This is a genomic window from Anaeromyxobacter terrae (genome assembly GCF_022690685.1).
Classification (GTDB): domain Bacteria; phylum Myxococcota; class Myxococcia; order Myxococcales; family Anaeromyxobacteraceae; genus Anaeromyxobacter; species Anaeromyxobacter terrae.
The window spans coordinates 1-23,761 of sequence record NZ_JALCYY010000039.1; the positions used below are offsets into that span (position 1 = coordinate 1).

Below are 23,761 nucleotides of genomic sequence, written 5' to 3' on the forward strand. Positions count from 1 at the left end.
GGCGCCACCGCGACAGCGGCGAAGCCGCGCGCGGTGGCGCATGGGACCCGGCGAGCCAGGGTGGGGCCCCGACGAGCTCTGCTCGGCGGGGCGGGGGCGCAGCCCCCGGTAAGATCAGAGGCGGCGGGTGCCCGGGGCGCGGGCGGACGCCAGCTCGGCTCCCCTCGTCGGCCTCGCGGAGCGGCATTGGAGCTCGGAGCGAGCGGCTCGCTCGGCGAAGGTCGCGTGCTGCATGCGGACCGTCGCCCCCAGGAGCAGCACGCACGCGAGGAGCATCACCGCCTTCATCGTGGTCTTCATGGTCCCGTGAGCCGACCGCGGGGATGTCCGTCGGTGGCGCCTCCGGGAGGTCTGACCTCGGGCGGCGAACGATCTGACTCACGCGGCGATCGACTCGACAGGGAGGAGCGCGAGGGCCGAGGAGACCGTGCGGAGCAGATCGGTCGCGCAGTAGGGCTTCGGGAGGAAGAAGTCCGCGACGATCGCGCCCGGATCCGCGGACGACGCGACGATCACCGGCACGCGCGCGAGCACCGGATCGCGCAGCAGCTCGCGGCGGAGCTCCCAGCCCGTCATCACCGGCATCTCGAGGTCGGTCAGGACGAGATCGGGTGTGCGAGCACCGGAGCGGAGGCGCGCGAGCGCCTCGTGCCCGTCACGCGCCTCCAGCACCTCGAACCCGACGCCCTCCAGGAAGTGCACGACGAGCTCCCGCCAGTCCTCGTCGTCGTCGACCACCATCACGACACCGCGCGTCTCATGGAACATGGCCCCCTCCGCCGGGTCGACTGCGCGGATCGCCGTCCCTGACACCCGCGCCACGAGGGCCTGGCGCACGGCTGCGTCGCGCGGCCGCTCGAGGGCCCGCGCCCCTGGCGGCCGGTCGTCGCGAGCACCCGGGTCGGGGATGTCAGCCTGTGGCGCCTCGCGCGTCTGCAAGACGGAGAGAGACGCAGGAGACGAGACATGATCCCGCCCACATGGATGATCGAGGAGCTGGAGAGGCGCCGCAGGGAGCGCGAGGAGCAGGAGCGGCCGCAGCTCTGGATCGAGGTGCCGTCCGAGCCCGTGAGCCGCGAGCGCCCGGAGCCCGAGCGCCCCCGCGGGCCGATCGTGATCGACCTCTGGTAGCCCGCCATGCTCGAGCGAGGGATCCACGGAGGCGGAGCCCCGCGGCGAGCGCGCGGGCGTCCCGGTGGGAAGGTCGGGGCTCGGCGGCCCGGGGCGACGGGGCCTCGCCGTCCCCACCCGGGCGTTGCCCGTGGGTCACGCAGGGGCAACGTGCTCTCGCGTGGGCACGGCTCGGTCGCTGCGCGCAGGGGAGGGTGTTCCGGCGCCCCTGGTCGTCCGCGTCGAGGACACGAGCGACCACTCGACGGTCGAGTACACGTTCACGCACTCGCCGGTCCGCATCGGGCGCAGCGCACGCAACGACCTCCCGCTGCATCACCGCTTCGTGTCGGCCTCGCACGGTCTCGTGGAGTTCTCCCCCCGCGAGCGCAGCTACACGGATCTCGGCTCGACGAACGGCAGCGTGCTCGACGGCGCGCAGCTCGCCCCGCGCGTGGCGGTCCCGCTCGGGCCCGGAGCGGAGCTCCTCATCGGCTCGCTGCGTCTCACGTTCCCCGGCGCGGCGCCGGTCCTCGCGACGGGCGGCGAGGACGCCGCGCTGGAGTCCGCCTCACCGTCGGTCATCCGTCCCGGCGGGATCACCGCCGTCATGCAGCAGATCGCCCGCGCGCCGACCCTGGACCAGGCGTGGCAGGACGTGCTGTTCCCCGGCTCGGTCATCGGACGGTTCGAGCTCGTGCGCGAGATCGGGCGAGGCAGCTTCGGGGTCGTGTTCGAGGCCGAGGACCGCCAGCTCCGGAGGCGCGTCGCGTTCAAGGCGGTCCGCCCCGGGCGCACCTCGCAGGTCCAGCTGCGCCAGGAGCAGCTGCAGAAGGAGGCGGAGGCGATCGCGCAGCTCACGCACCCGAACATCGTGACCCTCTACGACGCGGGCACCTGCCAGAGCGGCCCGTACCTGGTGCTCGAGCTCCTGCGCGGCGAGACCCTGTACGACGCGATGCGGCGCTCGCGGCTCGGGCTGTCGCAGGCGATCGAGGTCGCCATCGAGATCGCCTGGGCCCTCGATCACGCCCACGCGGCGGGCGTGGTCCATCGCGATCTCAAGCCCGCGAACGTGTTCGTCTGCTCGACGGGCGCGGTCAAGGTCCTCGACTTCGGCATCGCGAGCGTGCTCGGCGGCGGCGACGTCCGGGCGGTCGGGACGCCGGCCTACATGGCGCCCGAGCAGTGGCGCATGGGCCAGCAGGAGCCGCGCACCGACGTCTATGCGGCCGCCGCGATCCTGTGCGAGCTCGTGACGGGCCGGCTCCCGTACCGGGTCACTCGCGACTGGAGCGCGGCGCTCGAGCCGGGGGCTCGCCCCAGCGTGGAGGCGCCCGGCGTCCCCGAGGAGCTGGCGCACCTCCTGCGGCGCGCGCTCTCACCCGACGCCGCAGAGCGTCCGCGCGACGGGGCGGAGTGGCTCGCCGCCCTCCTCGCGATCCAGGAGCGGCTCGATCGCCCGAGGCCCGTCGAGACGTCGCCCATCGACATGGCGCGGCGGTGGGCGAGCCGGATCGAGTGGCGCGTCGCGCTCGTGGCGGCCGGCATCACCGCGGCCGCGGGCGTGCTCCTCTACGAGCTGCTCCGGTGACCGGGCGCCGCGGATGCCCCCTTCCGTCCGTGCACCTCGGAGCTACCCCATGAGGCAGCGAGCCGGTCCCGTCGCACCGCGGCAGATGGAGATCCGTTCCGGAGGGTGATGCTCGCCCTGCGCCCGTGCGCGCCCTCCGGCCCTTCGATCTGGGGGAACGCATGGGCACCCTGGCTCTCCTCGTCTCCGCGTGCCTCGCCGGCGCGGCGCCCCTCACGCTCGACGACGCGCTCGCCGCAGCGACGAAGCGGAACGCCGAGCTCGCCATCTCCCGGCTCGACGAGGAGGCGGCCCGGGTGGAGGTCCGCCAGAGCTACCAGGGTGTCCTGCCCCGCCTCGATCTGACCGGCAACCTCGGTCATCAGTACCAGGGGGAGCAGCAGCAGGTGAACGTGGTCCCCAACCCGACCCCACCTCCCGACTTCGTCCGCGTCCCCGTGACGTACCCGTCGAATGACTTCGGCGCGCACCAGTACGGCCTCGCCGCGAGCTGGACCGTCTTCGACGGCCTCGCGAGCTGGAACCTCATCTCCTCGTCCCGCACCCGCTCCGAGGCGGCCCAGCGGCTGCTCGACGAGTCGTCGCTCCGGGTGGCCTTCGAGGTGACGCGCCGGTTCTACGAGGTCGTGAAGCAGCAGCGTGCGCTGGAGGTGCGGCGCGAGACGGCGGCCCTGTCGGAGGAGCTGGTGCAGCGAGCCGACGCGCTCTTCTCGGCGGGCCGAGGCACCAAGGCCGACACCTACAGCGCCCGGGTGAACCTCGGCAACGATCGGATCGCGGTGCGCAGCCAGGCCGCCGTCCTCGAGAGCGCCCGGGCCGAGCTCGCGGTGGTCCTGGGGCTCAGCTCCGCCGTGGGGCTGGAGGTGGTCCCCCCGGGCACGGTGACCGGGCCGCTCCTGCCCGCTCAGCAGGAGCTCCCTCCGCTCCCGACGCTGCTGACGGAAGCTCGGAAGCGGCGGCCGGTCCTCGCGGCGCGGAAGCTGTCGGGCGAGGCGGGCGACCTGGAGATCGCCCGCGCGCGCGGGGCGTACTGGCCGGTCGTCGGCCTCCAGGCGAGCTACCAGAAGGCATCTCCCGACCTGGGCGGGCAGTTCGGGCTGTTCGGGAATCCGTCGAAGCAGTACGTGGCGGCGACGCAGGTCACGCTCGCGTGGAACCTCTTCGCCGGGGGCTCGACGCGCGCCGGCGTGGAGCGCGCAGAGGTGGAGGCCCGCCGGGCCTGGGTCCTCCTCGAGCAGGAGGAGCAGACGGTCGCGGCGGAGGTCACCGTCGCCCGGGAGCAGGCCGCGGCGCTCGCCGACACGGCGGCGACGGTGCAGGAGAACGTGAAGGCCGCCGAGGCTGCGCTCCGCTTCGCGAGGGAGCGGCTCGAGGCCGGCGTCGGCAGCCAGCTCGAGGTGCGCGACGCGACGGTGAAGCTCTCGGACGCGAGGCTCGCGTGGGTGAGCACCGTCGTGGATCTCGTGGTCGCCCGCGCCGACCTGAACCGCGCGGTGGGCGGGGGGATGTAGGGCGCCGCGCGCTCACGCCGCATGGCGCGCCTCGATGATGGTCGCAGGGAGGGCGTCGAGGATCTTGCGGATCGACCGGGCCCGGATCGGGTCCAGGTTCGACAGCGCCTCGTCGAGGAGCAGCAGCTTGCGATCCGAGGCGATCGCCGCCGTCAGGGCGATGAGCTGGCGCTGCCCGCCGGAGACGTTCTTCCCTCCCGGCGAGAGCACGGTCTGGTAGCCCATGGGCAGGGTCGCGACCAGCGCGGCGAGGCCGGTCTGCTCGGCGGCTTCCATGAGGCGCGCCACCGGCGCGCCGCCGGACAGGAGCCGCAGGTTCTCGATCACGGAGCCGGAGAACAGGCTCACGAACTGCGGCAGGTAGAGGATGTCGCCCGCGGCCGCCTGCGGGCTCGTCCCTCCGACGTGGATGGCCCCCTCCTCCGGCGCGTACAGCCCCGCGAGCATGCGGATGAGCGTGCTCTTCCCGAACCCGGAAGCCCCGGAGATGACCTCCTTGGCGCCTGCCTCGAAGCGCCTCGAGTACCCCTTCGCGATCCACGGAGCGTCGGGCGCGTGGCGGAACCAGACGCCCTCCATGACCACGGGCACGCCGCGCGCGCCGGGGGCGGCGCGGCGCGTCGACCGCCGCTCCGGCGCGTGGCCCAGGATCTCCTGGGTCCTCTCGAGCTGGGGCCGCAGGACGGCGACCGAGAGGTAGACGCGCACGAGGCTGAAGACCGAGCCGAGGAACCCCGAGCTGAGCTGGACGAAGGCGAGGAGCGTCCCCACGAGCAGCTCTCCCTGGAGCATGAGGCTCCCTCCCCACACGAGCAGCGCCACGTAGAGCCCCTGTCGCATCGTCTCGAGCCCCACGTCGCTGAAGAGGCCCAGCCGCTGGCGGCGCAGCGCGTGGTCCTGCTCGGCGCTGAACCGCCGGACCCAGCGCTGGAGCGCCTGCGGCTCCGCCCCCGCCGCCTTGATCGTCCCGACGCCGGTGATGAGCTCGGACAGGAGACCGCGCTCGCGCGCCTGCGCCTCCATCTCCCGACGCTGGTGGCGCGCCTGGGCGGACCCGACGAGGAGGGCGAGCCCGGCCATGACCATCGCCACGACCACGACGAGCAGGGTGGCCGCCGGCATCTTGGCCGCCATGGCCGCGACGAACGTGACGGCCATCACGCCGTCGAGCACGGTCGCGAGCGCGCGCTCCGCGATCACCTCGCGCGCGCTGCTCACGCCGTTGATCGCCTGCAGCCGCTCGCCGAGCGTCATCCGGTCCAGGACCGGGAACGGCAGGCGGAGCAGGTGCTGGAGGATGCCGCGCTCGGCCGAGACCTCCATCCGCGTGACCAGGAACAGGAGCACGCGATCGCGGAGCAGGCCGGTGCAGGCCTGGAAGGCGGCCACGAGGACGACGCCCAGGGCGACCACGTGGAGCGTCGAGCGCGCGCGGTCGGGCAGGGCCTGGTTCATGACCGCGCCGGTGATCTCGGGGCCGACGAGCGAGAGCAGCTGCAGGAGGAGGCTCGCGAGCGCCAGCATCACGAGCGTCCGCCGGTGGTGGAGCAGCAGGGCCAGCAGGCGGGACCAGAGCCCCTTTCCGTCGGGCAGGGAAGGGGAGACGTCGAGCACGTAGCCCGAGAGGAACGGCCCGAGCTCGGCCGCGGCCATCGAGGTGCCGCCGCTGGCGCCCTCGAGCCGGAGCGCGTCCCGCTCGCGATCGACGAGCACCACCCACGTGCCGTCGCGGAGCTGGAGCAGCGTGGGGAGGTCCAGGTAGGCCAGCTCGTCGGCGGCGACGAGCGCCGGCCGGGCCTGGACGCCCGCCCGCTCGAGCGGCTCGGCCAGGGACTCCGCGGTGCCGCGCAGGTCGTGGGCCTCCCGGAAGGCCTGGAGCCCTCCGTCGTGCCCGTGGAGGCGGAGGAGGCGCCACACGGCCTCGACGGCGTCGAACCCGTCGACGGGGAGCGCGGCGGGGGCCGCCGCGGACCTCACGGCGAGCACGGTGTCGGAGACGGCGGCGGCGCTAGGCATCGGCGAACTCCCTGGCCTCGACGAGCGAACGGAAGAGGCCGTCACGCCGGGAGAGCTCGTCGTACGTGCCCTCCTGGACGATGCGGCCGGCCTGCAGCACGAGGATGCGGTCGGCGTCCTTCACCGTGGCGAGGCGGTGGGCGATGAGGATCCGAGTGCAGCCGACGCTCGCCAGGCTGTCGTGGACGCGGCGCTCGGTCTCCAGGTCGAGGGCGCTGGTCGCCTCGTCGAGCAGGAGGATCGCGGGGTCGTGGACGAGGGCACGCGCGAGGTTGAGGCGCTGGCGCTGCCCGCCGGACAGGACGCTCCCGTTGTCCCCGAGCCGCGTGCCGAACCCGTGGGGCAGGCCCTCGATGACGTCGTCGACGCAGGCGAGCCGCGCGGCGGTCCGCAGCCGCTCGAGCGGGAGCTCCTCGTCCGTGAGGCTGAGGTTCGCGCGGATGGTGTCGTCGAAGAGGAAGGTCTCCTGCAGGACGACGCCCATCTGCGCCCGCACCTTCTGCAGGTCGAGCATGCGCAGGTCGCGGCCGTCGAAGGCGATCGTGCCGCTCGACGGGAGGTGCATCCCGAGGAGGAGGCGCGCGAGCGTCGACTTTCCCGCGCCGGAAGGGCCCACGATGGCGACCTTCTCGCCGGGGCGGATCCGCACCGAGATGTCGAGGAGCGTCGGGGGGCCCGCGGGGGAGAACCCGAAGCTGACGTCCTCGAGGTCGACGGCGCCCCGGAGCCGGCCCGGGTCCTCGCTGCCCGAGGGCTCGGCGGGCGTCGTGAGCACGTCGTCCAGCCGCTCGAGGTGGTTCCCGAGGTACTGGAGCTGGCTCACCGTCTCCAGGAGCGACTCGAGCGGGGACATGAACATGCCCTGGAGCGCGAGGAACGAGGCGAACGTCCCGAGCGTCATGCGCTGCGCGACCACCTGCTCGCCGCCGACCATGAACACGAGGGCGGTGCCGAGCCCCTGCAGCAGGACGGTGGCCTGACGGGCGTGGATCCCGAGCCTCCGGCGCTCGAGCGCCCCGTTGACCCGCCCGGTCATCCGGTGAGACCAGCGCTGGATCATCCGGCTCTCCGCGCCGCTCGCCTTGGTGGTCTCGAGGCCGCTGATCGCCTCGAGCAGCGCCCCGAACTCGCGGCCGGCGGAGGTGAGCTCGGAGGCCATGGCGAGCTGGCTCCGCCCGCGGAAGACGAGGAGGAGGACCACCCGCAGCGCCCCGAACCCGATGATCACGAGGCCGAGCCTCCAGTCGAACGCGATCATCAGGCCCGCGTACCCGACGAGCAAAAGCCCGTCGAGGAGCGCCGAGATGGACTGGCTCCCGAGCAGGTTCTGGATGGCGGAGTTGCTGTGGACGCGCTGCACGAGGTCGCCCGCCTCCCGCTGCATGAAGAAGCCGAGCGGCAGGTGCAGCAGGTGGCCGAGGAACCGCGTCATGAGCGTGAAGTCGAGGACGTTGCGCAGGCCCTGCACCACGAAGCTCCGCACGAGCGCGAGGAGCGCCTTCGTGAGCACGGCGGCGCCGAGCGCGAAAGCGAGGCCCCAGAGCCAGGCCGGCTGGTGAGGCACCACGACCGCGTCCACCAGGATCTGCGTGGCGACCGGGAACAGCAGGCCGACCACCTGGAGCCCCAGCGAGGCGAGCAGGATCTGGCCGAGGCTCGGGAGCGAGCTGCGGAAGATCTCGCGGTACTTGCCGAGGCTCGGCCGCGTGCGCGCCCGACGCTCGAGCGACGGCGACGGCGACAGCATCAGCGCGACGCCGGTGAAGTGCCGGCCCAGCTCGTCGAGGCGGATGGAGCGCCGGCCGATGGCCGGGTCCACCAGGACGGCGTGGGTGGACGTGAGGCGCTCCAGGACGAGGAAGTGATCGAAGTCCCAGTGCAGGATCGCCGGGAGCGCGAGCTGGGCGAGCTGGTCCATCTCCACGCGCACCCCCTGGACGGTGAGGCCGTACTCGCGCGCGGCGCGAACGAGGGCCAGCGCGTCCGCGCCGTCCCGCGAGATGCCGCAGGCCTGGCGGACCTCGGCGAGCGGGGCGTGGTGCCCGTAGTGGCCGAGGATCATGCTGAGGCAGGCCGCGCCGCACTCGGTGACCTCGATCTGCGGGACGAAACGCACGCGTCGCCCGAACGGGAGCTTCATGGCAACCACCTCTGGAGGGGCTTGAGGACGAGCGTCACGAGCCGCTGCCGCCGCAGCGTGAACCGGGCGTTCAGGAGCGCGCCCGTGCGGAGCTTCACGTGCGCCGCCTCCGCCGCCGCGGCGTCCGTGATCTCGAGCTCGACGCGGTAGCTCGGGGGGACGTTCCTCTGCTCGTCGCCGAGCGCGTCCCGGATCTCCGCCGGCGAGGCGAGATCGTCGCTGATGCGCGTCACCCGCGCCCGCACGGTCCCGTACTGCGCGTGCGGGAGCTGGTCGAGCTCGAGCTGGACCTCGTCGCCGGCCTTCGCGAAGGCGCGATCGCGCTCGGCCAGGAAGGAGACGCCCTGGAGCGGGGAGTCGACGGGGACGAGCTTCGCGACGACCTGCCCGGGCTGGATCACCTCGCCCGGCTTCACGAGGAGCTCGACGGTCCCGTCGTCGGGAGCCTGGATCACGCTCTGCTGCAGCACGAGCGCGAGCGCGTCGCGCTTGTTCTGGGCGGTCGCCACGAGCTGCTGGCGGTTCCAGAGCTCCTCCTGGCGCCGGCTCTCCAGCGACGCGAGCTCCTGCCGCGTCTGGTCGAGGGTCTGCTCGGCGGCGGAGAGCTGGCGCTCCGCCTGCGCGAGGCCGTCGCGCGACTCGGCCACGGCCATCTCGCTCAGGAGCCCCTTCCCGAGCAGCCCGAGGTCCGCCTGGACGCGGCGCGCGTGAAGGGCCGCCGAGCCCTTCAGGCTCGCGATCTGCTCGCCCATCCGCTGGGCCCGCGCGCGGAGGCTCTCGATCTGCTCCGTGTAGTGGTGGTCCTGCTGCGAGGAGACGGTCGAGTACTGGGTGCGAACGGCATCGAGCTCGCGGTCGGCCTCGAGGAGCTGCGCCTGGACGGCAGGCGACTCGATCCGGAGGAGCGGGGCGCCGGAGCGCAGGCGATCGCCGGAGCGCGCCTCCACGCGCGTCACGGTCCCGCCGAGCTGAGCCGTCAGGGCGCGCACGCCCGCCGCGGGGCGGAGGATCCCCCGCCCCCGGCCGGTGACCTCGACCTGGCCGACGAACGACGCCGCGAGCGCCGCGACGAGCCCCGCGACCACGATCCACAGCAGCGCCCACGTCCACGGAGGAGACACGCGGACGAGGCCTCTCCCCTCCTCGTACGCGAGGCGGTGCTTGAGGGCCTCATCGCGAAACAGGCGCGGCGCGGGCTTCGGCTGCTCGACCTCGGGGGCCGGCTCGCGATCTCGCCGGGCGACGGTCTGCACGGTCGCGCGCGCTGGCCGCGGGCGGACCTCGACCTCGACGGTCTTCCGCTTCCGGCTTCGCTCCTCCGCCCGCGTCGTCGCCAGCTCCGCCTGCGACGCCTGGCGGATCGACGCGATGAACGCCGCCCGCCTGCGCGCCCGCGCAGCCTCCGAAACGGTTGCCTGGGCGTTCCTGCCGGTCCTGACCCCGCTCACGGCGACCTCCCGCGAAGGTGGACGGGCGAGGCGCGTCGATCTGACCGGCTGGCGTCGGGGAAGGTGGCTCTCGGGACGGCGAGACCCGCTCGGGGACGTCAGGTCTCCGCTCGCGGCGAGTCTCTCGGTCGAACGGGCTGAGGGACGGTGAGGACAGGCCGAGCCGAGCCTCCGCCCATCACGCAGCAATCACTCGAACGCAGGACCAGGAGAAGACGAAGACATGGATCGCAAGCTGATGGTGCTCGGGGACGAGGAGCTGTTCGCGGTGTCGGGCGGTCACAAGGGCAAGGGGTACTACCGGAAGCACGTCGAGCAGTCGCTCGACCAGAACCAGAACCAGAGCGTGGACGTCGGGGGCGACGTGATCCTGAAGGGCAACGCCAGCCTCACGATCACCTTCGGCGACCAGAGCCAGACCGCGTCCCAGACGGCGTAGTCGCAAGCGGCAGGACGCGAGCCTGGCGCGTCTCGTCTCCTCCAGGCACGGAATCGCCGACCTCGCGCTCGGCCGCACGCGGCACCGGTGCGGTCGAGCCGAGGTCGGCGTTCCGCGATACGGTCGAGCCGCGGATGGAGTCGCGCGCTGCGCCGGAACGAGCTCGTGTCGCGGCGGCGCCGGAACGCGATGTCCGACGTGCGCCGTCGAGGGACGTCCTGGTCACGGGGCGAGGCCGAGCGTGGTCCCGGTCGAGCGACCTCGCGCTCCCGGCGCCAGATGTCCGACGAGGCGTCCGCACCCCCGCTCCCTTCGCCCGGGAGCGGCGTCTCTCGTGGAGCGCCACCTTCACGCCGTGGCCGCGCGCCGGCCGGCCCGGTACTTCCACGTCGTGGAACACGAGCGCCCCACGCCAGCGTCCGTTCAGCAGTCCGTCCAGCAGCACATCGACGCCGGGGACACGTCGGCGGCGGCGACCGAGGCGCTGCGCGCGCTCGGCCCCGAGATCCTCCGGTTCCTCCGCTCCGTGCTCCGCGACGAGGAGGACGCCGCCGACGCCTTCTCGCACTTCGCGGAGCGCCTGTGGCGCGGGCTCTCGAGCTTCCGGGGTCAGTCCTCCCTCCGCACGTGGGCCTTTCGCATCGCCTGGAACTCCGCCCTGACCCTCCGGAACGACGCGTGGCACCGCAAGGGCCGGCGCTTCGCCACCGGCGAGGCGTCCGCGCTCGCCGAGGAGATCCGCACGAAGACCGTCGTGCGCGTCGCGCGCCAGAAGGATGCCTTCGACAAGCTGCGCCAGGCGCTCTCGGCCGAGGACCAGTCCCTGCTCGCGCTGCGGCTCGATCGCGGCTTCTCGTGGGAGGAGACCGCCGAGATCCTGTCCGCCGGAGGCGAGCCCGTGCAGGCCCTCACGCTCATGAAGCGCTTCGAGCGGATCAAGAAGCGCCTCGCGGAGATGGTCAGGAAGCAGGCGGAGGAGGAATAGGCACCTCGCCCCACCCCAGCGAACGACGTGTCACTCCTCGTCCCGCTCGGGCGGCGGCTCGGGCTCGTCCTCGAGCATCTTCATCGCGGCGACGACGCTGCGGTGCATGCGGTTGAACGCTGCGGCGAGGATCGAGATCTCGTCCTTGCCGCGCACCGGCAGCTCCGGGACGTCCAGCTGACCCCGGCTGATCTCGTCGGCGCGGGTCGCGAAGCGGCTCACCGGCCGGATGACCGTCACGTACAGCAGCACGTCGAGGACGAGCAGGGTGAGGAAGCCCACGGCGACGAGCGAGACGATGAGTCGCTGGAAGGCGTGGTTCGCCATCTGGACGGGGACGGAGACCGGCACCGAGATGATCTGCGCCGCCACCACGTCCCCCTCCTTCCAGCCGAAGCCGTTGTTCGGCCCGTAGAGCTGGATCATCTCCTTCGGCGCGGCGGTGGGGATCGAGTGGCACTCCATGCAGTCCGACTGGGCGCGCAAGGGCTTCGCCAGGTAGAGCGCGCGACCGAGCGGGGTCTCCCGCTCGCCGTCGAAGAGCGCCAGCTCGGGACGGTTCCGGAAGTTCTTGATGAGATCCTCCTCCCAGTCGAGCGCGCGGTTGCGCGGGTTCGTCGGGTTGAGGGTCGCCTCCTTGTACAGGTAGTCCGGGTACTTCTTCCGGAGCTCCATGAACATCTCCGTCGCCGAGTACGCGGGGACGGTCTGCGGGCGGAACACCCGCTTCGCGGCGAAGCCCCGCTTGGCGCAGAGCTCGCGGAAGACGTCGTCGGTGTGATCGGCCGTCGCGCTCTGCGTGAAGCTGTCGTTGATCGCGGGCTTCACCTGCTTGATGGTGTAGCTCCGCATCGCGAGCGCGGTGTCCATCATCAGCTGGGCGTTGTGGAGGACCTGATCGCGCGCGTTTCGCTGCAGCAGGCCGTAGAACAGGTAGGCGGCCGCGCCGAGGCCGATGCCGAACACCACGACGAAGATCAGGCTGAACTTCGCGAGCAGTCGCATTCCCCCTCCCGATCGAGCGCGACGCCCGGCTGCCACCCGGGCGCAGGTGGCGCGACGGTGGCGCCAGCGGGTCCACGCCGGCTGGAACGGTCGGATGGATTTCCCTCCCCGGAGGACCGGACAGCGCTCTCTTGGGGCGCGCTCGTCTTGCGCGACGCCGGGGAGGTCGGGGCGTCGCAACGTACGGAGCACGAATGATTCGAGTCCCCGTGGGAAGGGGACGAGGGAGGGACAATGCTTCTCCCCCGTGCTCGAGCGCCCGGCGGATCGCGCGGTGAGTCGACGACGTTCCGCCGGCGGGGCGAGGTCGTCGCGCTCGCCTTGCTCCTCGGCGCCTGCTGGTACCCGAAGGAACGCGGCGCGCGTCTGGAACAACGCGTCGACCGCATCGAGGGAGAGGCCCCGGCGCCGGGGCAGACCGGCGCGGAAGCCGCGGCGATCGAGGCGCAGTCCCGGCGCGTCGACGTGATGCTGGCGGAGGTGAAGACCAGGCTCGAGGCGCTCGAGGCGCGCGAGGCCGCGAGCAAAGCCGGAGCCAAGCCCTCGCCTCCGGAGAGTGAGCTCGCCGAGGAGCTGAAGCGCCTGCGCGGGATGCTCGAGCAGCAAGCGCAGCGGCTCGATGCGGTGGAGAAGACGCTCGCCCAGGCGCCGCGCGGCGCCGGGGAGCGAGTGGCCGAGCCGAGGCACGTCGCGCCGCAGAAGCCGCAGAAGCCCGCGATGCGGGAGGTCCCGCAGGTCCCGCAGGCTGCTCCGGGCAAGACGGACTACCTCGCCCTCGGGCGTGAGCAGGAGCTGAAGGGCGAGAAGACCGTCGCGCGCGAGCTCTACGAGCAGTACGCCACCGAGTTCCCGTCCGACCCGTCCACCGCCGAGGCCCGCTTCCGCCTGGGCGAGCTGGCGTTCGGCGAGCGCCGATACCGCGACGCCATCGTCGAGTTCGGGAAGGTCGCGCGAGAGTTCCCCCGCTCGGAGCGGGCGCCCGAGGCGCTCCTCCGGACAGCCGACTCGATGCTCCAGCTCGACCTGAAGGACGACGCCGCGACCCTGCTGGTCGAGATCCCGCGGCGATACCCAGGGACGCCGGCGGCGGCCCGCGCCAAGAAGCTCCTCGCCGAGCTCCCGAAGGCGAGCGCGGCCGCAGGCAAGCCGAGCGACTGAACGGGCTGTGCACGCCCGGCGGACGTCACCCCGGCCGCCGGGTCCCCCGTCCGCGATCCCCGACGAGCACGGAACGGTGCCGCCACCTCGCGCCGGAGCGTCAGCTTCGGCCGCGCGTCCGGTCCTACGGGCAGGAGGACGGTATGCGCGGCGTGATCACTGGCAAGGACGTGTTCCGGCACTCACTCACGATCGTTCGGCTCTACGGCGCCCGCTGCTACCTGCGCTGCCTGCGCGCGAGCCTCAGCTCGAAGCCGAGCACCTTCCTCGAGGTGGTCTTCGCGAACGGCTAGCGGGCCCGGTGACCGGCCGCGCCGCCCCGGCGACCGGGGATGCGGCCGGAGGACGCGCGCTCGCTCCCGGAGCGGGGCGGCCGCACCGACCGGAGAGGGGGCCGAGCTCGGGGTGACCCCATCGTCCCGTCCCGTGCACCGAGCTCGCCGTGGAACGGGTCACGGCCGACCGAAGCGAGGGGCGTGATCGCGGCCGAGGCCTTATGTAGACGCATTGCGATGTCGACCTGCCCGACGTGCAGTGAAGAGGGGAGCCCGGGCGCGCTCTTCTGCGGATCGTGCGGGTCGCGCCTCGTCGCGGGTCCTTCGAGCCAGTCGCCGGTCGATCCTTTCGTCGGGCAGACGCTCAGCGGCAGGTACCTGATCCAGCAGAAGATCGGCAGCGGCGGGATGGGCGACGTCTACAAGGCCATCCACAGCCAGCTGGAGTCGCCGGTCGCCCTCAAGATCGTGAAGCCGGCGCTGATCGCGCACTCGGCCATGGTCCACCGGTTCCAGCGGGAGGCGCGCGCCGCGTCGAGGCTGCACCACCCGAACGTCGTGGCGGTGACCGACTTCGGGCAGTCGGAGGCCGGGGTGCTCTTCATGGTCATGGAGTACGTGGCCGGGAAGAGCCTCGCGCAGGTCATCGCGGACGACGCGCCGCTCACCGAGCGCCGCGTCGTGCACATCGGCGCGCAGATCCTGTCCGCGCTCGCGGAGGCTCACGCCAACCACATCCTCCACCGAGACCTCAAGCCCGAGAACGTCATGATCGAGCGGCGGCGCGACGTCCTCGACTCGGTCAAGGTCCTCGACTTCGGCATCGCGAAGATGCTCGCGGTGGGGGCGGGCGCGTCCACGCTCACGCAGGCGGGCCTCGTGTGCGGGACACCGGGCTACATGAGCCCAGAGCAGCTGCGGGGCGGCGACGTGGACGCGAGGAGCGATCTCTTCTCCCTCGGCGTCGTGCTCTACGAGATGCTGACGCACAAGCTGCCGTTCGACGCGCAGACGCCCATGGACATGCTGCACAGGCAGCTCTCGGAGCCCATCCCGCCGCCGAGCCAGCGCAGGGGGCGGCCGGTGTCGCCCGACCTCGAGTCGCTCGTGGTGCGCGCGCTGTCGGCCGCCCGCGAGGAGCGCCCGGAGAGCGCCGAGGAGATGCGCGAGGAGCTCCTCGGCGCGGCGCTCTCGCTGGCGGAGGACGACGACATGGAGCAGGGGCTCGCGACGGAGGTCCTTCCCCGTGGGGACCCGTCGCGACCGGAGGCGACCCCTCGGCGCTCCACGCCCCCGCGGTCGGGAGCGGCGCCCGCGCGGGCATCACCGCCGCCTGCGAGCACGCGGGAGATCCTTCCGGAGGGGCGGAAGACGACCCCGCGCGCCGAGCGAACCCGCTCCCGGCCCACGGTCCCGCGCCGCGACAGCGCCAGCGAGGCGGCGGCGGGGAAGACGGCCTCGTTCGCGAAGCGCGTCGAGGATCGCATCGCGCCGCTCCTCGGCCCCGTGGCGCCCTACCTCGTGAAGAAGGTCGGCCTCGGAGCGGCGACGCCTCACGACTTCTGCCAGCAGCTCGCGGGGTACCTCCCGTCGGACGAGGATCGGAGGTCCTTCCTCGCCTGGTGCAGCGCCGAGCTGCACGTGGCGCCGGCGCGCGAGCGGCCGCCCACCCAGGCGCCCGCGACGACGCCCGCGGCCGCCTGGGATCCCGCCGTCCTCGCGCGCGCACGGCGCGATCTGGCGGCCTACCTCGGCCCGCTCGCACGGATCGTCGTCGGGCGGGTGTGCACCCGCGCCCGCGATCAGCGCGAGCTGTACGAGCTCCTCGCGCTCGAGATCCCGAGCGAGGCCGACCGCGAAGCCTTCAGACGGCTGACGCCGCGGGACGCCCGCGGCGCGTAGGCACGCGCGACGCGCCGCGAGACGTCACGTCGATCACAGCCCGGCGCCCGGCTCGCCCGCGCCCTTCGGCATGCGGTCGCCTCCGACGCCGTAGTCGTCGCTCGCCTCCCGCCTGGGCACCTTCTCCTCGTGCTCGTCGCGCCGAGGAGCCGGTGCCTTCTCCGTCGTGCTGGCGGGCTTCGCCGGAGCATTCGTCCGGGCGCGCGGTCGCTCTCCGTATTCGTTCGTCATGTGCGGCACCTCCGCGCATGACGATGAGGACGCCGGCACCGGAGGGAAGGTGCCGAGGCATCCGACGACGCGGGGATGAGCGCCCAGCCTGCCGCCGAGCCGGGCCCTTCCCTCGTCAACGTGCGTCGGCGGTGCCGAGCGCCGCCAGCCGGTCGCGCGGCGCCTGCCAGGCCGGGGCGAGCCGGGCCGCCTCCTGGTACTCCTTCGCCGCCTCGACCTGCCAGCGGGCGTTCTCGTACATGAGCCCGAGGAAGTAATGGGGGTCGGCGCTCCGCGGGTCGGCGTCGACCGCCTTCCGGAACGCCGCGGCGGCGTCGTCGAGCTTCTGCATCGCGAGCAGCACCTTCCCCGCGCCGACGTGGAAGGCGGCGGAGGCGGGCTCGAGCGCGGTCGCCGCGTCGAACTGCTCGAGGGCGACCGGCAGCAGCACCGGCGCGCGCTGCGACACGGCGACGGTCAAGAGCAGGCTCCCGAGCCGGTGGAATGCCCAGGCGGGCCCCGTGGACTCGAGGCGCCACGGTCCCACCTCGTGGGTGATGCGACGACCGAGGCCGTTCTCGCCCAGGTAACGCGCCGCCGCGCGGTAGCGCTCGACACGCGGGTCGCCGCTGGGCGCGCGATCGAGCGCCTGGACCGCGTCTCCCGGGCGGCCGAGCGCGATGAGCAGGCGCGCGCGCTCGATCTGCGCGCCGGACCCGGCGTCGGGCTCGAGCTGCTGGAGGAGGTTCCTCGCCAGCTCGGGCTCGCCGCGGAGCCACGCGGCGCGAGCGGTGAGCATGCGTCCCTCCGACCCGGTCAGCCGCGCGGCCGCGGCGCCCACCGCGGGCGGCACCGCGGCGCGCTGGAACGAGCGGAGGAACCGATCGTTGTCCTCGTCGTTCGAGGCGTACAGCGCGCGGGGGGCGGCGAACTCGAGCAGCGGCAGGTCGTCGGTGTTGATCGCCGCGCCCTCCGAGTAGCGGCGCGCGTCCTCCTCCGAGAGCACGAACTGCTGCATGACGTCCTCGGGGCCGCCCCAGAACCGCGCCAGGTCCGCGCGCGTCGAGGCCGACTCCGCGACGCGCCGCACCGCCGCGTCGAGATCGACCTTCAGCGGCCGCTTCGCCGCGACGAGCAGGTAGTCCCCCGCGCCGCCGCGCCAGACGGTGGCGTTCGGGAACACCTCGTGGAACGTCCGCACGACCATCCGGATCTCGTCCGGGAAGATGGCGTACGACTGGAGCCACTGCACCATCACGCCGTCGTCGGACAGGCGCTCCCGCGCGGCGCGGTAGAACTCGCGCGTGAAGAGGTTCGCGACCCCGGCGATCCACGGGTTCGAGGGCTCCGAGACGATGATGTCGTAGGGCTCCGCCGCCGCGGCGAGGATGTGCCGGCCGTCCCCCGCGATCACCCGGAGCCGCTCGTCGCGGAGCACGCCGTGGTTCTCGCGCGCGAAGAGCTGCGCGGCCTCGATGACCGCCGGCTCGAGCTCGGCGACGTCGATGACCCGGAGCGGGTGCTGCGCGAGCGCGCCCGCGGTGATGCCGCTGCCGAGCCCGATCACGAGCGCGCGCTTCGCGTCGGGGGCGAGCAGCGCGGGGAGGTGGCCCAGCAGGAGCTGGGTCCTCATGTCGAGGCCGTTCGTGCTCGCGTCGGTCTTCCCGTCGACGGCGAGGAACAGGTGCTCGCCGGAGCGCGTCACGGACACGGTCGTGGTGAGCCCCTCCGCGTAGAAGAGGAGGGCGCGGTCCGCCGGCTTCTCGCGGGGAGACTGTGCCCCCGCGTCCGCGCCGAGGTGGCGCGCGGCGTAGATGGACAGGCCGCTCGTCATGACGAGCCGATCCCAGCGCGGCACGGCCGCGGCGGCGATCGCGAACACCGGCACGAGCGCGAGCGCGGCGATCCTCCTCGAGCGCGAGGCCTCGAGGAGCAGGAGGAGCGCGACGCCCGCAGCCAGGTTCGCGGCCGCCGCGGCGACGACGGTGCCCTGGATCCCGAGGTGCGGGACGAGCAGGAACCCCGCGCCGACGGACCCGGCGATGGTGCCGATGGTGTTCGCGCCGTAGACGCGGCCGACGTCGTTCCCCACGCGGGCGAGCCCGCGCGTCAGGCCCGCCAGCACCAGCGGGAACGTGGCGCCGATGGCGGCGGTGGGGAGGAGCATCACGAGGAAGCTCGCGCTGAACTGGGCGACGAGGGCGCTCTCGTAGGAGAGCCCCAGGCGCGACAGGAGCTGCAGGACGAGCTGCGGGAGGCTCCCCAGCAGCGGCAGCGTGGCGATCGCGAGCGCCGCGATGACGCACTCGACCACGGCGAACGTGGTGAGCCGGAGCTTCCACCGCCGGAGCGCCTGGGACGCGACGAACGCGCCCGCGGCGAGCCCCACGAGAAACGACGCCAGCATCGCGGTGAACGCGTAGGTCGAGCTCCCGACCGCGAGGCAGAGCGCGCGGGTCCACGCCACCTCGTACGCCATCGACGCGGCCCCGGAGATCCCGATCGCCGCCAGGGCGGCGGTCGCGGTCCTCCGCGGAACCGGGGGGGGCTCCTCCGCGGCCCCGGCCCCCGCAGCCTCGTCGGGCGGGTGCGGCTCGGGGGCCGTGTCGCCGGCGGGGAGGGGGCGCAACCTGCGATCGAGCAGGAGGGCCACCGCGCCGACCCCGAGGTTGAGCGCCACGCCGATCCAGACCGTCGTGCGCAGGCCGAACGCCGGCAGCAGGGCGAAGCCGGTGCCGACGACGCCGAGGACCGCACCCCACGTGTTCACGGCGTAGAGGAGACCGACCCGCGAGCCCGTCGTGCCCGACCGCTCGACGACGGCGCGGCTCAGGAACGGCAGCGTCGCCCCCATGAGCGCGGTCGCGGGGACGAGCAGCAGGGCGGAGAGCGAGAACTGGAGCAGCGTCGAGCCGACCGCCCCGGGCTCGAGCCGCCGGAAGAGGCTGACGTAGAGGGCGTCCGCTGCGCGGAAGAGCAGCGGGGTGGCGAGACAGTAGGCGCCGATGGTCAGCTCGGCGAGGCCGTAGAGGAGCAGGGGACGGGGCGAGCGATCCGAGCGCTTCCCGAGGAGCAGGCTCCCGAGCGCGAGCCCGCCCATGTACGCGGCGAGCACCGTGGTGACGGCGTAGACCGTGTGACCGAAGGTGACGCTCAGGAGCCGGAACCAGACCACCTCGTACAGGAGGCCCGCCGCGCCGGACGCGAAGAAGCACATGGCGGCGACGCTGGTCGACAGTCGTGTTCTCATCACAAGCCCTCGTCCGGATGCCCGCTGGGCGCCCAGAAACGCCGCCGCAGCCTCCGTTGTCAACCATCGAGCGGAGCCTCGCGTTCCTGGGCGGAGGGCCGAGGCGTGGCCCGGCGCCTCCGGGAGCCCGGGCCCGGCCGAACGCGAGCGGGCTCCACCCAGGCGAACGACGCTGTCATGGCCATGGCCGCTCGCGTCGATCTTCCCCCGCTCGTGCTTCGACGAGCTCAGACGAGCGGATCGAAGACCGCTCGCCCTGAGCCTGTGTCGAAGGGCGAGCGTTGGGCGGGGTCGACGCGAGCGATGAGCGCCATGACGTCGAGCGCGCGCCGGGGTCCTGCGCCGAGCATCCGCGCGAGCCGACCTTCACGCAGGGTCGCTCTCGGACCGGCACGCCGCCGGGCCGCGCATCGTGCGGACATGTGGATATCGGATCCCGTCCGGGTTCGCATGGGGTCGTAGCGGACCATCCGTGGAACTGCCAAAGAGTGCGATAAATCGCCTCGCATTTCGGCATGTTGACGCGCGGTTGCAGCGCCGCTGGGTGAAAACGCGCGGGTGAAATCACGCAGGGTAAGACCACACCCGTGCGACCTTGCCACGCATGTGGGCGCATGCGGGGCGCGGCAGGCCGTCCTCCCGGGAATCCGCCCGATCGGCGGGCCGGACCCAGTGCAGGAACCGGGGGGCTCAAGGCCACGGGATCACTCGCAGCGAACGCCTCGCGCGCGCGGAGCTCGCCCACCCGGGGTTCCCGTGCGGGCGTGTCCAGGCGACCCGGTACACGCCGAGTGCGATCGAGCGTCGAGCGAGCGGCCCGGCTTTCGCACGTGCAGCGCGGGCACCGCCGGCCGTGTGGCCGGAGGCGTCTCTTCAATTCATTGTTCACGGTACGTAATCAGGGGGAATCCCTTCATGGATGCGACGAAGCATCGCGTGCTCTCGCTGCTGATGGTCCTGGCGCTCGCCGCCTGTTCCGGAGGCTCGAACGGCAAGGACGGCAAGGACGGTCACGACGGCCAGGACGGTACGCAGGGACCGGTGGGGCCGGGGGGCCAGGACGGCGCCGACGGAAGGTCGACCGGTGGGGTGATGGGCCGGCTGACGTTCAAGGTCGCGGGGAAGGAGTACCCGGCGACGAACGTCACCGTCGCGAGCATCCCGGACTGGTGCGGGACGGCCACGTCGGACGCGAACGGCGAGTACGAGCTCGGCTCGGGCTGCGCGATCGGCGTGTACACGATCGTCTTCTCCGGCAACGGCTTCAAGACCCTCGAGGTGCCGAACATCTCGATCGCCGCGGGCAAGGAGTACATCCTGAACCGTGAGCTCACCGCGGTGAGCCCGATCGTCCTCAAGGCCGCGAAGACGCCGAACCCCGCCGGCTTCGAGCGCGAGGTGACCCTCGGCGTCACCGTGACGGGCGGCACGCCGCCCTACACGTACAAGTGGACGCCGCGGACCGCGAACCCGACGGCGGTCACGCTGTCCGCCAATGACGTCGCGGCCCCGACCTTCACGACCGGCGCGCTGGCCGACATCGTCGCCGCCGACAAGAAGGTGATCGGGTTCGGCCCGTCGCTCGACGAGGAGGGCAACCCCTTCCGCGCCGAGTTCCTGGGCGTCAGCAACCGCCAGCTCACGGAGATGACCTACAACTTCGACGTCGTCGTCACCGACCAGATGGGCTTCGAGGGCAAGGTGACCGTCGCGGTGGTCCCGGCGACGCTCGCCCAGGGCAACGGCTCCGTCCCGACCGGCACGCTCGTCATCGCCAGCGTCCCCGGTAACGCCACCGCGCTCGCGTTCAGCGAGAAGCCGATCGCCTCGAGCGCCGTGCTGAACGACGCCGACACGGCGTTCCCCTGGTTCATCGCGGACGCGCCGGGCGTCTACCAGTTCGACGGGCTCCGCGTCGCCGTCTCGAACTACGTCAGCTCGAACCCGAGCTGCGGCGGATGCCACGAGTACCTCATGACCCCCGCGAAGCAGGCGGCGATGGCGCTGAAGTTCAAGAAGTGGAGCAACTCGGCGCACGGGAACCACTTCTTCAAGTACATGGAGTACGACGCGAACGGCGTGCTGGTCTGGAAGACCGGCCCCGACGGCAAGCCGATCCCGGCGCCCACGGCGAATCCGACCGTGTTCTGGACCGAGCCCGGCGCGATGACGACGTTCGAGTACGGCATGACCGGCGCCGAGGGCACGCACTACGGCGAGAACTGCGTCGCGTGCCACACGACCGGCTACAACGCGGCGATCCAGAACAACGGCTTCGACGACGTCGCCAGGGACGCGGGCTGGACCTTCCCCGACTTCACGAAGTACTTCACCGGTCTCACCGGCACTCCCCCCGACCTCGTCACGCCGGAGCCGCAGTACGGCGCGTGGGACCTCGTCCCCGCGGTCGCCAAGGCCTACGCCGGCATGCAGTGCGAGAGCTGCCACGGGCCGCTCGGCCGCCACGCCGCGAACGGCGGCTCGAAGCCGGTGGGCGAGTACAACGTCGCCGCGTGCGCCGTGTGCCACGACCGCCCGACGAACCACGACCGCGTCGCGCTGTGGCGCCGGTCCGGCCACGCGAACACCGGCCTGGCCCTCGCGGAAGGCACGAACGACCCGGGCGTCGCGAACAGCTGCGCGCGCTGCCACTCCGCGCAGGGCTTCGTGAAGTACGCCTCGGACACGACGCAGGCCACCGTCGACGGCGGCGCCACCGAGGCGACCGTCCAGCCGCAGACCTGCGCCGCCTGCCACGACTCGCACTCGACGACCGTCCGCATCGACGGCAAGGCCCCCGTCTACGTCGCCGCGGGCTTCACGGTCTCCGGCGCCGGAACGGGCGCGCTCTGCATGACCTGCCACAACGGCCGCCGCGGCCTGCGTGGCGACGCCATCCCGATGACGTCGTTCACGACCCCGCACCCGCCGACCCAGGCCGAGGTGCTGATGGGCATGAACGCGTACTTCATCGGCGACGCCAACGGCTACAAGGTCTCCGGTCACGCCGCCGTGTCCGAGACCTGCGTCGGCTGCCACATGAAGACCGCGGTCGAGGGCCTCCGCTACACCATCACGAACCACACGTTCGGCTTCACGAACGACAGCGGCGTCGACATGGCGAAGTCGATCTGCAAGGAGTGCCACGGTGAAGAGGTGAACGGTGAGGCGATCGAGACCGCGTACACGGACTCGCGCGCCCGCGTCATCGCGCAGCTCGGCGCGACGCTCGAGGCCGCGGTGGCCGGCACCGCCGGGTTCACGGTCACGCCGGTCTACAGCCTGGAGCACGGCGCGGAAACCGGCACGGCGTTCGTCCTGCCGCTCGCGAGCATCGCGAGCATCGACGTCAGCGGGACCACGATCGTGTTCAGCCTGACGGCGCCGATCGACGTGACCTTCCCGACGGCCGGGACGATCTCGACGTCGACGGTGTACTGCGCGGCCGCGAACGTGAAGGACGCGACGGGCGCGTTCGCGCTCGCCGACAAGGACGGCGTGCTCTCGCGCTCGCTGTGGAACCTCGGCCTCGTCGACGACGGGTCGAACGCCATCCACAACCCGACGTTCGTGTTCGAGGTGCTGCAGGCGACGGACGAGGCGCTCAAGGCGGCGACGCCGGCGGCGGCGTGCGCGGCGACCTGCCTGTAGGCGACGTCAGCTCCCGGCGCGGTCCGCCGCGCCGGGAGCGTCGATCCTGAAGCTTCACGGGCTCGGGCCCGCCGGTCGGCACGACCGGCGAGCCCGGGCCCGCGTCGTCTGCGCGCCCGCCGGTCCGGGGCGCAACCGCGCGGCGAGGGCCATCAGCTCCGCCCTTCCTCGCGATCGTCCCGGTACAGCTCGTACGCCGCGGTGTACTCCATCACCCGCGCGACGTCGGCGATGAAGCTCTCCGGATAGCCGGCGCGGCGGAGGAGGTGGAAGCCCAGCTCCATGCCGGAGGTGATCCCTCCGGCGGTGATGATCCGGCCGGCGTCGACGACGCGGGCGCGGCTCGGCTTGCACGCCGGCGCGATCCGCGCGAGCCGCTCGAGCGGCACGAGGCCCGGCGGCGCCGCCTCGGCGCGGTCCGGCTTCTTGCGGTTCGTCGCGGGGAGGCCGTCGAGCAGGCCCATCGCTCCGTAGATCCAGGAGCCGGTGCAGACCGAGACGAGCAGCGTCTCCTCGGGCTGGCTGCGGACGAACTCGTGGAGCCGCCGGTTGTGCAGCTCCTGCCGCGTGCCGTAGCCGCCCGGGATGAGGAAGGCGTCCATCGCAGGGCGGTCCGAGAAGCCGTAGTTCGGCAGGACCGTGAAGCCGGCCTGCGCCTGCACCGGGCGCATCGCGTCCGCGACGAGGAACGCGTCCAGCTCCGGATCGTAGCGGCGCGCCACCGAGAAGACGCCGTGCGGGGCCGCGAAGTCGACGATCTCGGCGTCCTTGAACACGTAGATGCCCAGGCGGAACCCGGGGCGAGTCGGGGCCATTGTCGTTCCTCCTCGTCGAGCTCCCTCTCCGATGCGGAGGGGACACCGCGGTGTCGGGGCCTCGACGGGGCGCGGCGGGAACCGGTCGTGCGGGCAGCGCGCCGCTCGCTCGTCATGTCTGGGCCTCGCCGAGGGGATGACGCGCCGACGAGCATCACGGTCTCGTCCTGGAGGGACGAGGAGGCCATCCGGCGCTGGCGCGAGATCGAGCGCCACCTCGCCGGCCGTAACCCCGACCGCGACCACGGCATC

Annotated in this window: 18 protein-coding genes; 9 read left to right on the forward strand and 9 right to left on the reverse strand. The window is 72.8% G+C overall.

Features of this window, described 5'->3' with window-relative positions; all coding sequences use genetic code 11:
• Positions 1–114 precede the first annotated feature (114 nt).
• A complete protein-coding gene (locus MNY62_RS16880) occupies positions 115–300 on the reverse strand; it encodes a hypothetical protein (RefSeq protein ID WP_242345359.1) in 186 nt (61 codons plus the stop codon).
• Positions 301–378: 78 nt separating this feature from the next.
• Complete coding sequence (locus tag MNY62_RS16885; RefSeq protein ID WP_242345360.1) at positions 379–768, reverse strand: response regulator; 390 nt, start codon at positions 766–768, stop codon at positions 379–381.
• A 198-nt stretch (positions 769–966) separates the two neighbouring features.
• Here MNY62_RS16885 and MNY62_RS16890 point away from each other — a divergent pair, with 198 nt between their 5' ends.
• From MNY62_RS16890 to MNY62_RS16900, 3 genes are all read left to right on the forward strand, one after another.
• Positions 967–1,131: a hypothetical protein gene (locus MNY62_RS16890; RefSeq protein ID WP_242345361.1), complete on the forward strand. Its 165-nt coding sequence runs from the start codon at positions 967–969 to the stop codon at positions 1,129–1,131.
• A gap of 160 nt (positions 1,132–1,291) precedes the next feature.
• Positions 1,292–2,704 carry an FHA domain-containing serine/threonine-protein kinase gene (locus MNY62_RS16895; RefSeq protein WP_242345362.1) on the forward strand — a complete coding sequence of 471 codons (1,413 nt, stop codon included), beginning with the start codon at positions 1,292–1,294 and terminating at the stop codon, positions 2,702–2,704.
• A 161-nt stretch (positions 2,705–2,865) separates the two neighbouring features.
• On the forward strand, positions 2,866–4,215 hold the full coding sequence (locus MNY62_RS16900) for a TolC family protein (RefSeq protein ID WP_242345363.1): 1,350 nt from the start codon (positions 2,866–2,868) through the stop codon (positions 4,213–4,215).
• A 12-nt stretch (positions 4,216–4,227) separates the two neighbouring features.
• Here MNY62_RS16900 and MNY62_RS16905 read toward each other — a convergent pair whose 3' ends face one another.
• From MNY62_RS16905 to MNY62_RS16915, 3 genes are read right to left on the reverse strand one after another with little or no spacing between them, the layout of a single operon-like run.
• Positions 4,228–6,231, reverse strand: coding sequence for an ABC transporter transmembrane domain-containing protein (locus tag MNY62_RS16905; protein WP_242345364.1), 2,004 nt, complete (start codon positions 6,229–6,231; stop codon positions 4,228–4,230).
• Positions 6,224–8,371 carry a peptidase domain-containing ABC transporter gene (locus MNY62_RS16910; RefSeq protein WP_242345365.1) on the reverse strand — a complete coding sequence of 716 codons (2,148 nt, stop codon included), beginning with the start codon at positions 8,369–8,371 and terminating at the stop codon, positions 6,224–6,226. The genes MNY62_RS16905 and MNY62_RS16910 overlap by 8 nt, the downstream gene beginning before the upstream one ends.
• Complete coding sequence (locus tag MNY62_RS16915; protein ID WP_242345366.1) at positions 8,368–9,819, reverse strand: HlyD family secretion protein; 1,452 nt, start codon at positions 9,817–9,819, stop codon at positions 8,368–8,370. Before MNY62_RS16915 ends, MNY62_RS16910 begins: the two co-directional genes overlap by 4 nt.
• A gap of 223 nt (positions 9,820–10,042) precedes the next feature.
• Here MNY62_RS16915 and MNY62_RS16920 point away from each other — a divergent pair, with 223 nt between their 5' ends.
• Both MNY62_RS16920 and MNY62_RS16925 read left to right on the forward strand, forming a co-directional pair.
• Positions 10,043–10,258 carry a hypothetical protein gene (locus MNY62_RS16920; protein WP_242345367.1) on the forward strand — a complete coding sequence of 72 codons (216 nt, stop codon included), beginning with the start codon at positions 10,043–10,045 and terminating at the stop codon, positions 10,256–10,258.
• Between the two features lie 334 nt (positions 10,259–10,592).
• Entirely contained in the window at positions 10,593–11,243 is a 651-nt protein-coding gene (locus MNY62_RS16925; RefSeq protein WP_242345368.1) for an RNA polymerase sigma factor, read from the forward strand.
• A gap of 30 nt (positions 11,244–11,273) precedes the next feature.
• On the opposite strand, the gene MNY62_RS16930 is transcribed toward MNY62_RS16925, so the two are convergent.
• Entirely contained in the window at positions 11,274–12,248 is a 975-nt protein-coding gene (locus MNY62_RS16930) for a c-type heme family protein (protein ID WP_242345369.1), read from the reverse strand.
• A gap of 234 nt (positions 12,249–12,482) precedes the next feature.
• Here MNY62_RS16930 and MNY62_RS16935 point away from each other — a divergent pair, with 234 nt between their 5' ends.
• From MNY62_RS16935 to MNY62_RS16945, 3 genes are all read left to right on the forward strand, one after another.
• Complete coding sequence (locus MNY62_RS16935) at positions 12,483–13,406, forward strand: tetratricopeptide repeat protein (RefSeq protein WP_242345370.1); 924 nt, start codon at positions 12,483–12,485, stop codon at positions 13,404–13,406.
• A 143-nt stretch (positions 13,407–13,549) separates the two neighbouring features.
• Positions 13,550–13,699: a hypothetical protein gene (locus MNY62_RS16940; protein ID WP_242345371.1), complete on the forward strand. Its 150-nt coding sequence runs from the start codon at positions 13,550–13,552 to the stop codon at positions 13,697–13,699.
• A gap of 219 nt (positions 13,700–13,918) precedes the next feature.
• Positions 13,919–15,583, forward strand: coding sequence for a serine/threonine-protein kinase (locus MNY62_RS16945; RefSeq protein ID WP_242345372.1), 1,665 nt, complete (start codon positions 13,919–13,921; stop codon positions 15,581–15,583).
• A gap of 33 nt (positions 15,584–15,616) precedes the next feature.
• On the opposite strand, the gene MNY62_RS16950 is transcribed toward MNY62_RS16945, so the two are convergent.
• Together MNY62_RS16950 and MNY62_RS16955 are read right to left on the reverse strand one after the other, a co-directional pair.
• Complete coding sequence (locus tag MNY62_RS16950; protein ID WP_242345373.1) at positions 15,617–15,814, reverse strand: hypothetical protein; 198 nt, start codon at positions 15,812–15,814, stop codon at positions 15,617–15,619.
• Between the two features lie 115 nt (positions 15,815–15,929).
• Positions 15,930–19,043: a fused MFS/spermidine synthase gene (locus MNY62_RS16955; RefSeq protein WP_242345374.1), complete on the reverse strand. Its 3,114-nt coding sequence runs from the start codon at positions 19,041–19,043 to the stop codon at positions 15,930–15,932.
• 915 nt (positions 19,044–19,958) lie between these two features.
• On the opposite strand from MNY62_RS16955, the gene MNY62_RS16960 reads away from it, so the two are divergent.
• Positions 19,959–22,694, forward strand: coding sequence for a cytochrome c3 family protein (locus MNY62_RS16960; protein WP_242345375.1), 2,736 nt, complete (start codon positions 19,959–19,961; stop codon positions 22,692–22,694).
• Positions 22,695–22,846: 152 nt separating this feature from the next.
• On the opposite strand, the gene MNY62_RS16965 is transcribed toward MNY62_RS16960, so the two are convergent.
• Positions 22,847–23,509, reverse strand: a complete 663-nt coding sequence (locus MNY62_RS16965) for a DJ-1/PfpI family protein (protein ID WP_242345376.1) — start codon at positions 23,507–23,509, stop codon at positions 22,847–22,849.
• Between the last annotated feature and the right edge of the window lie 252 nt (positions 23,510–23,761).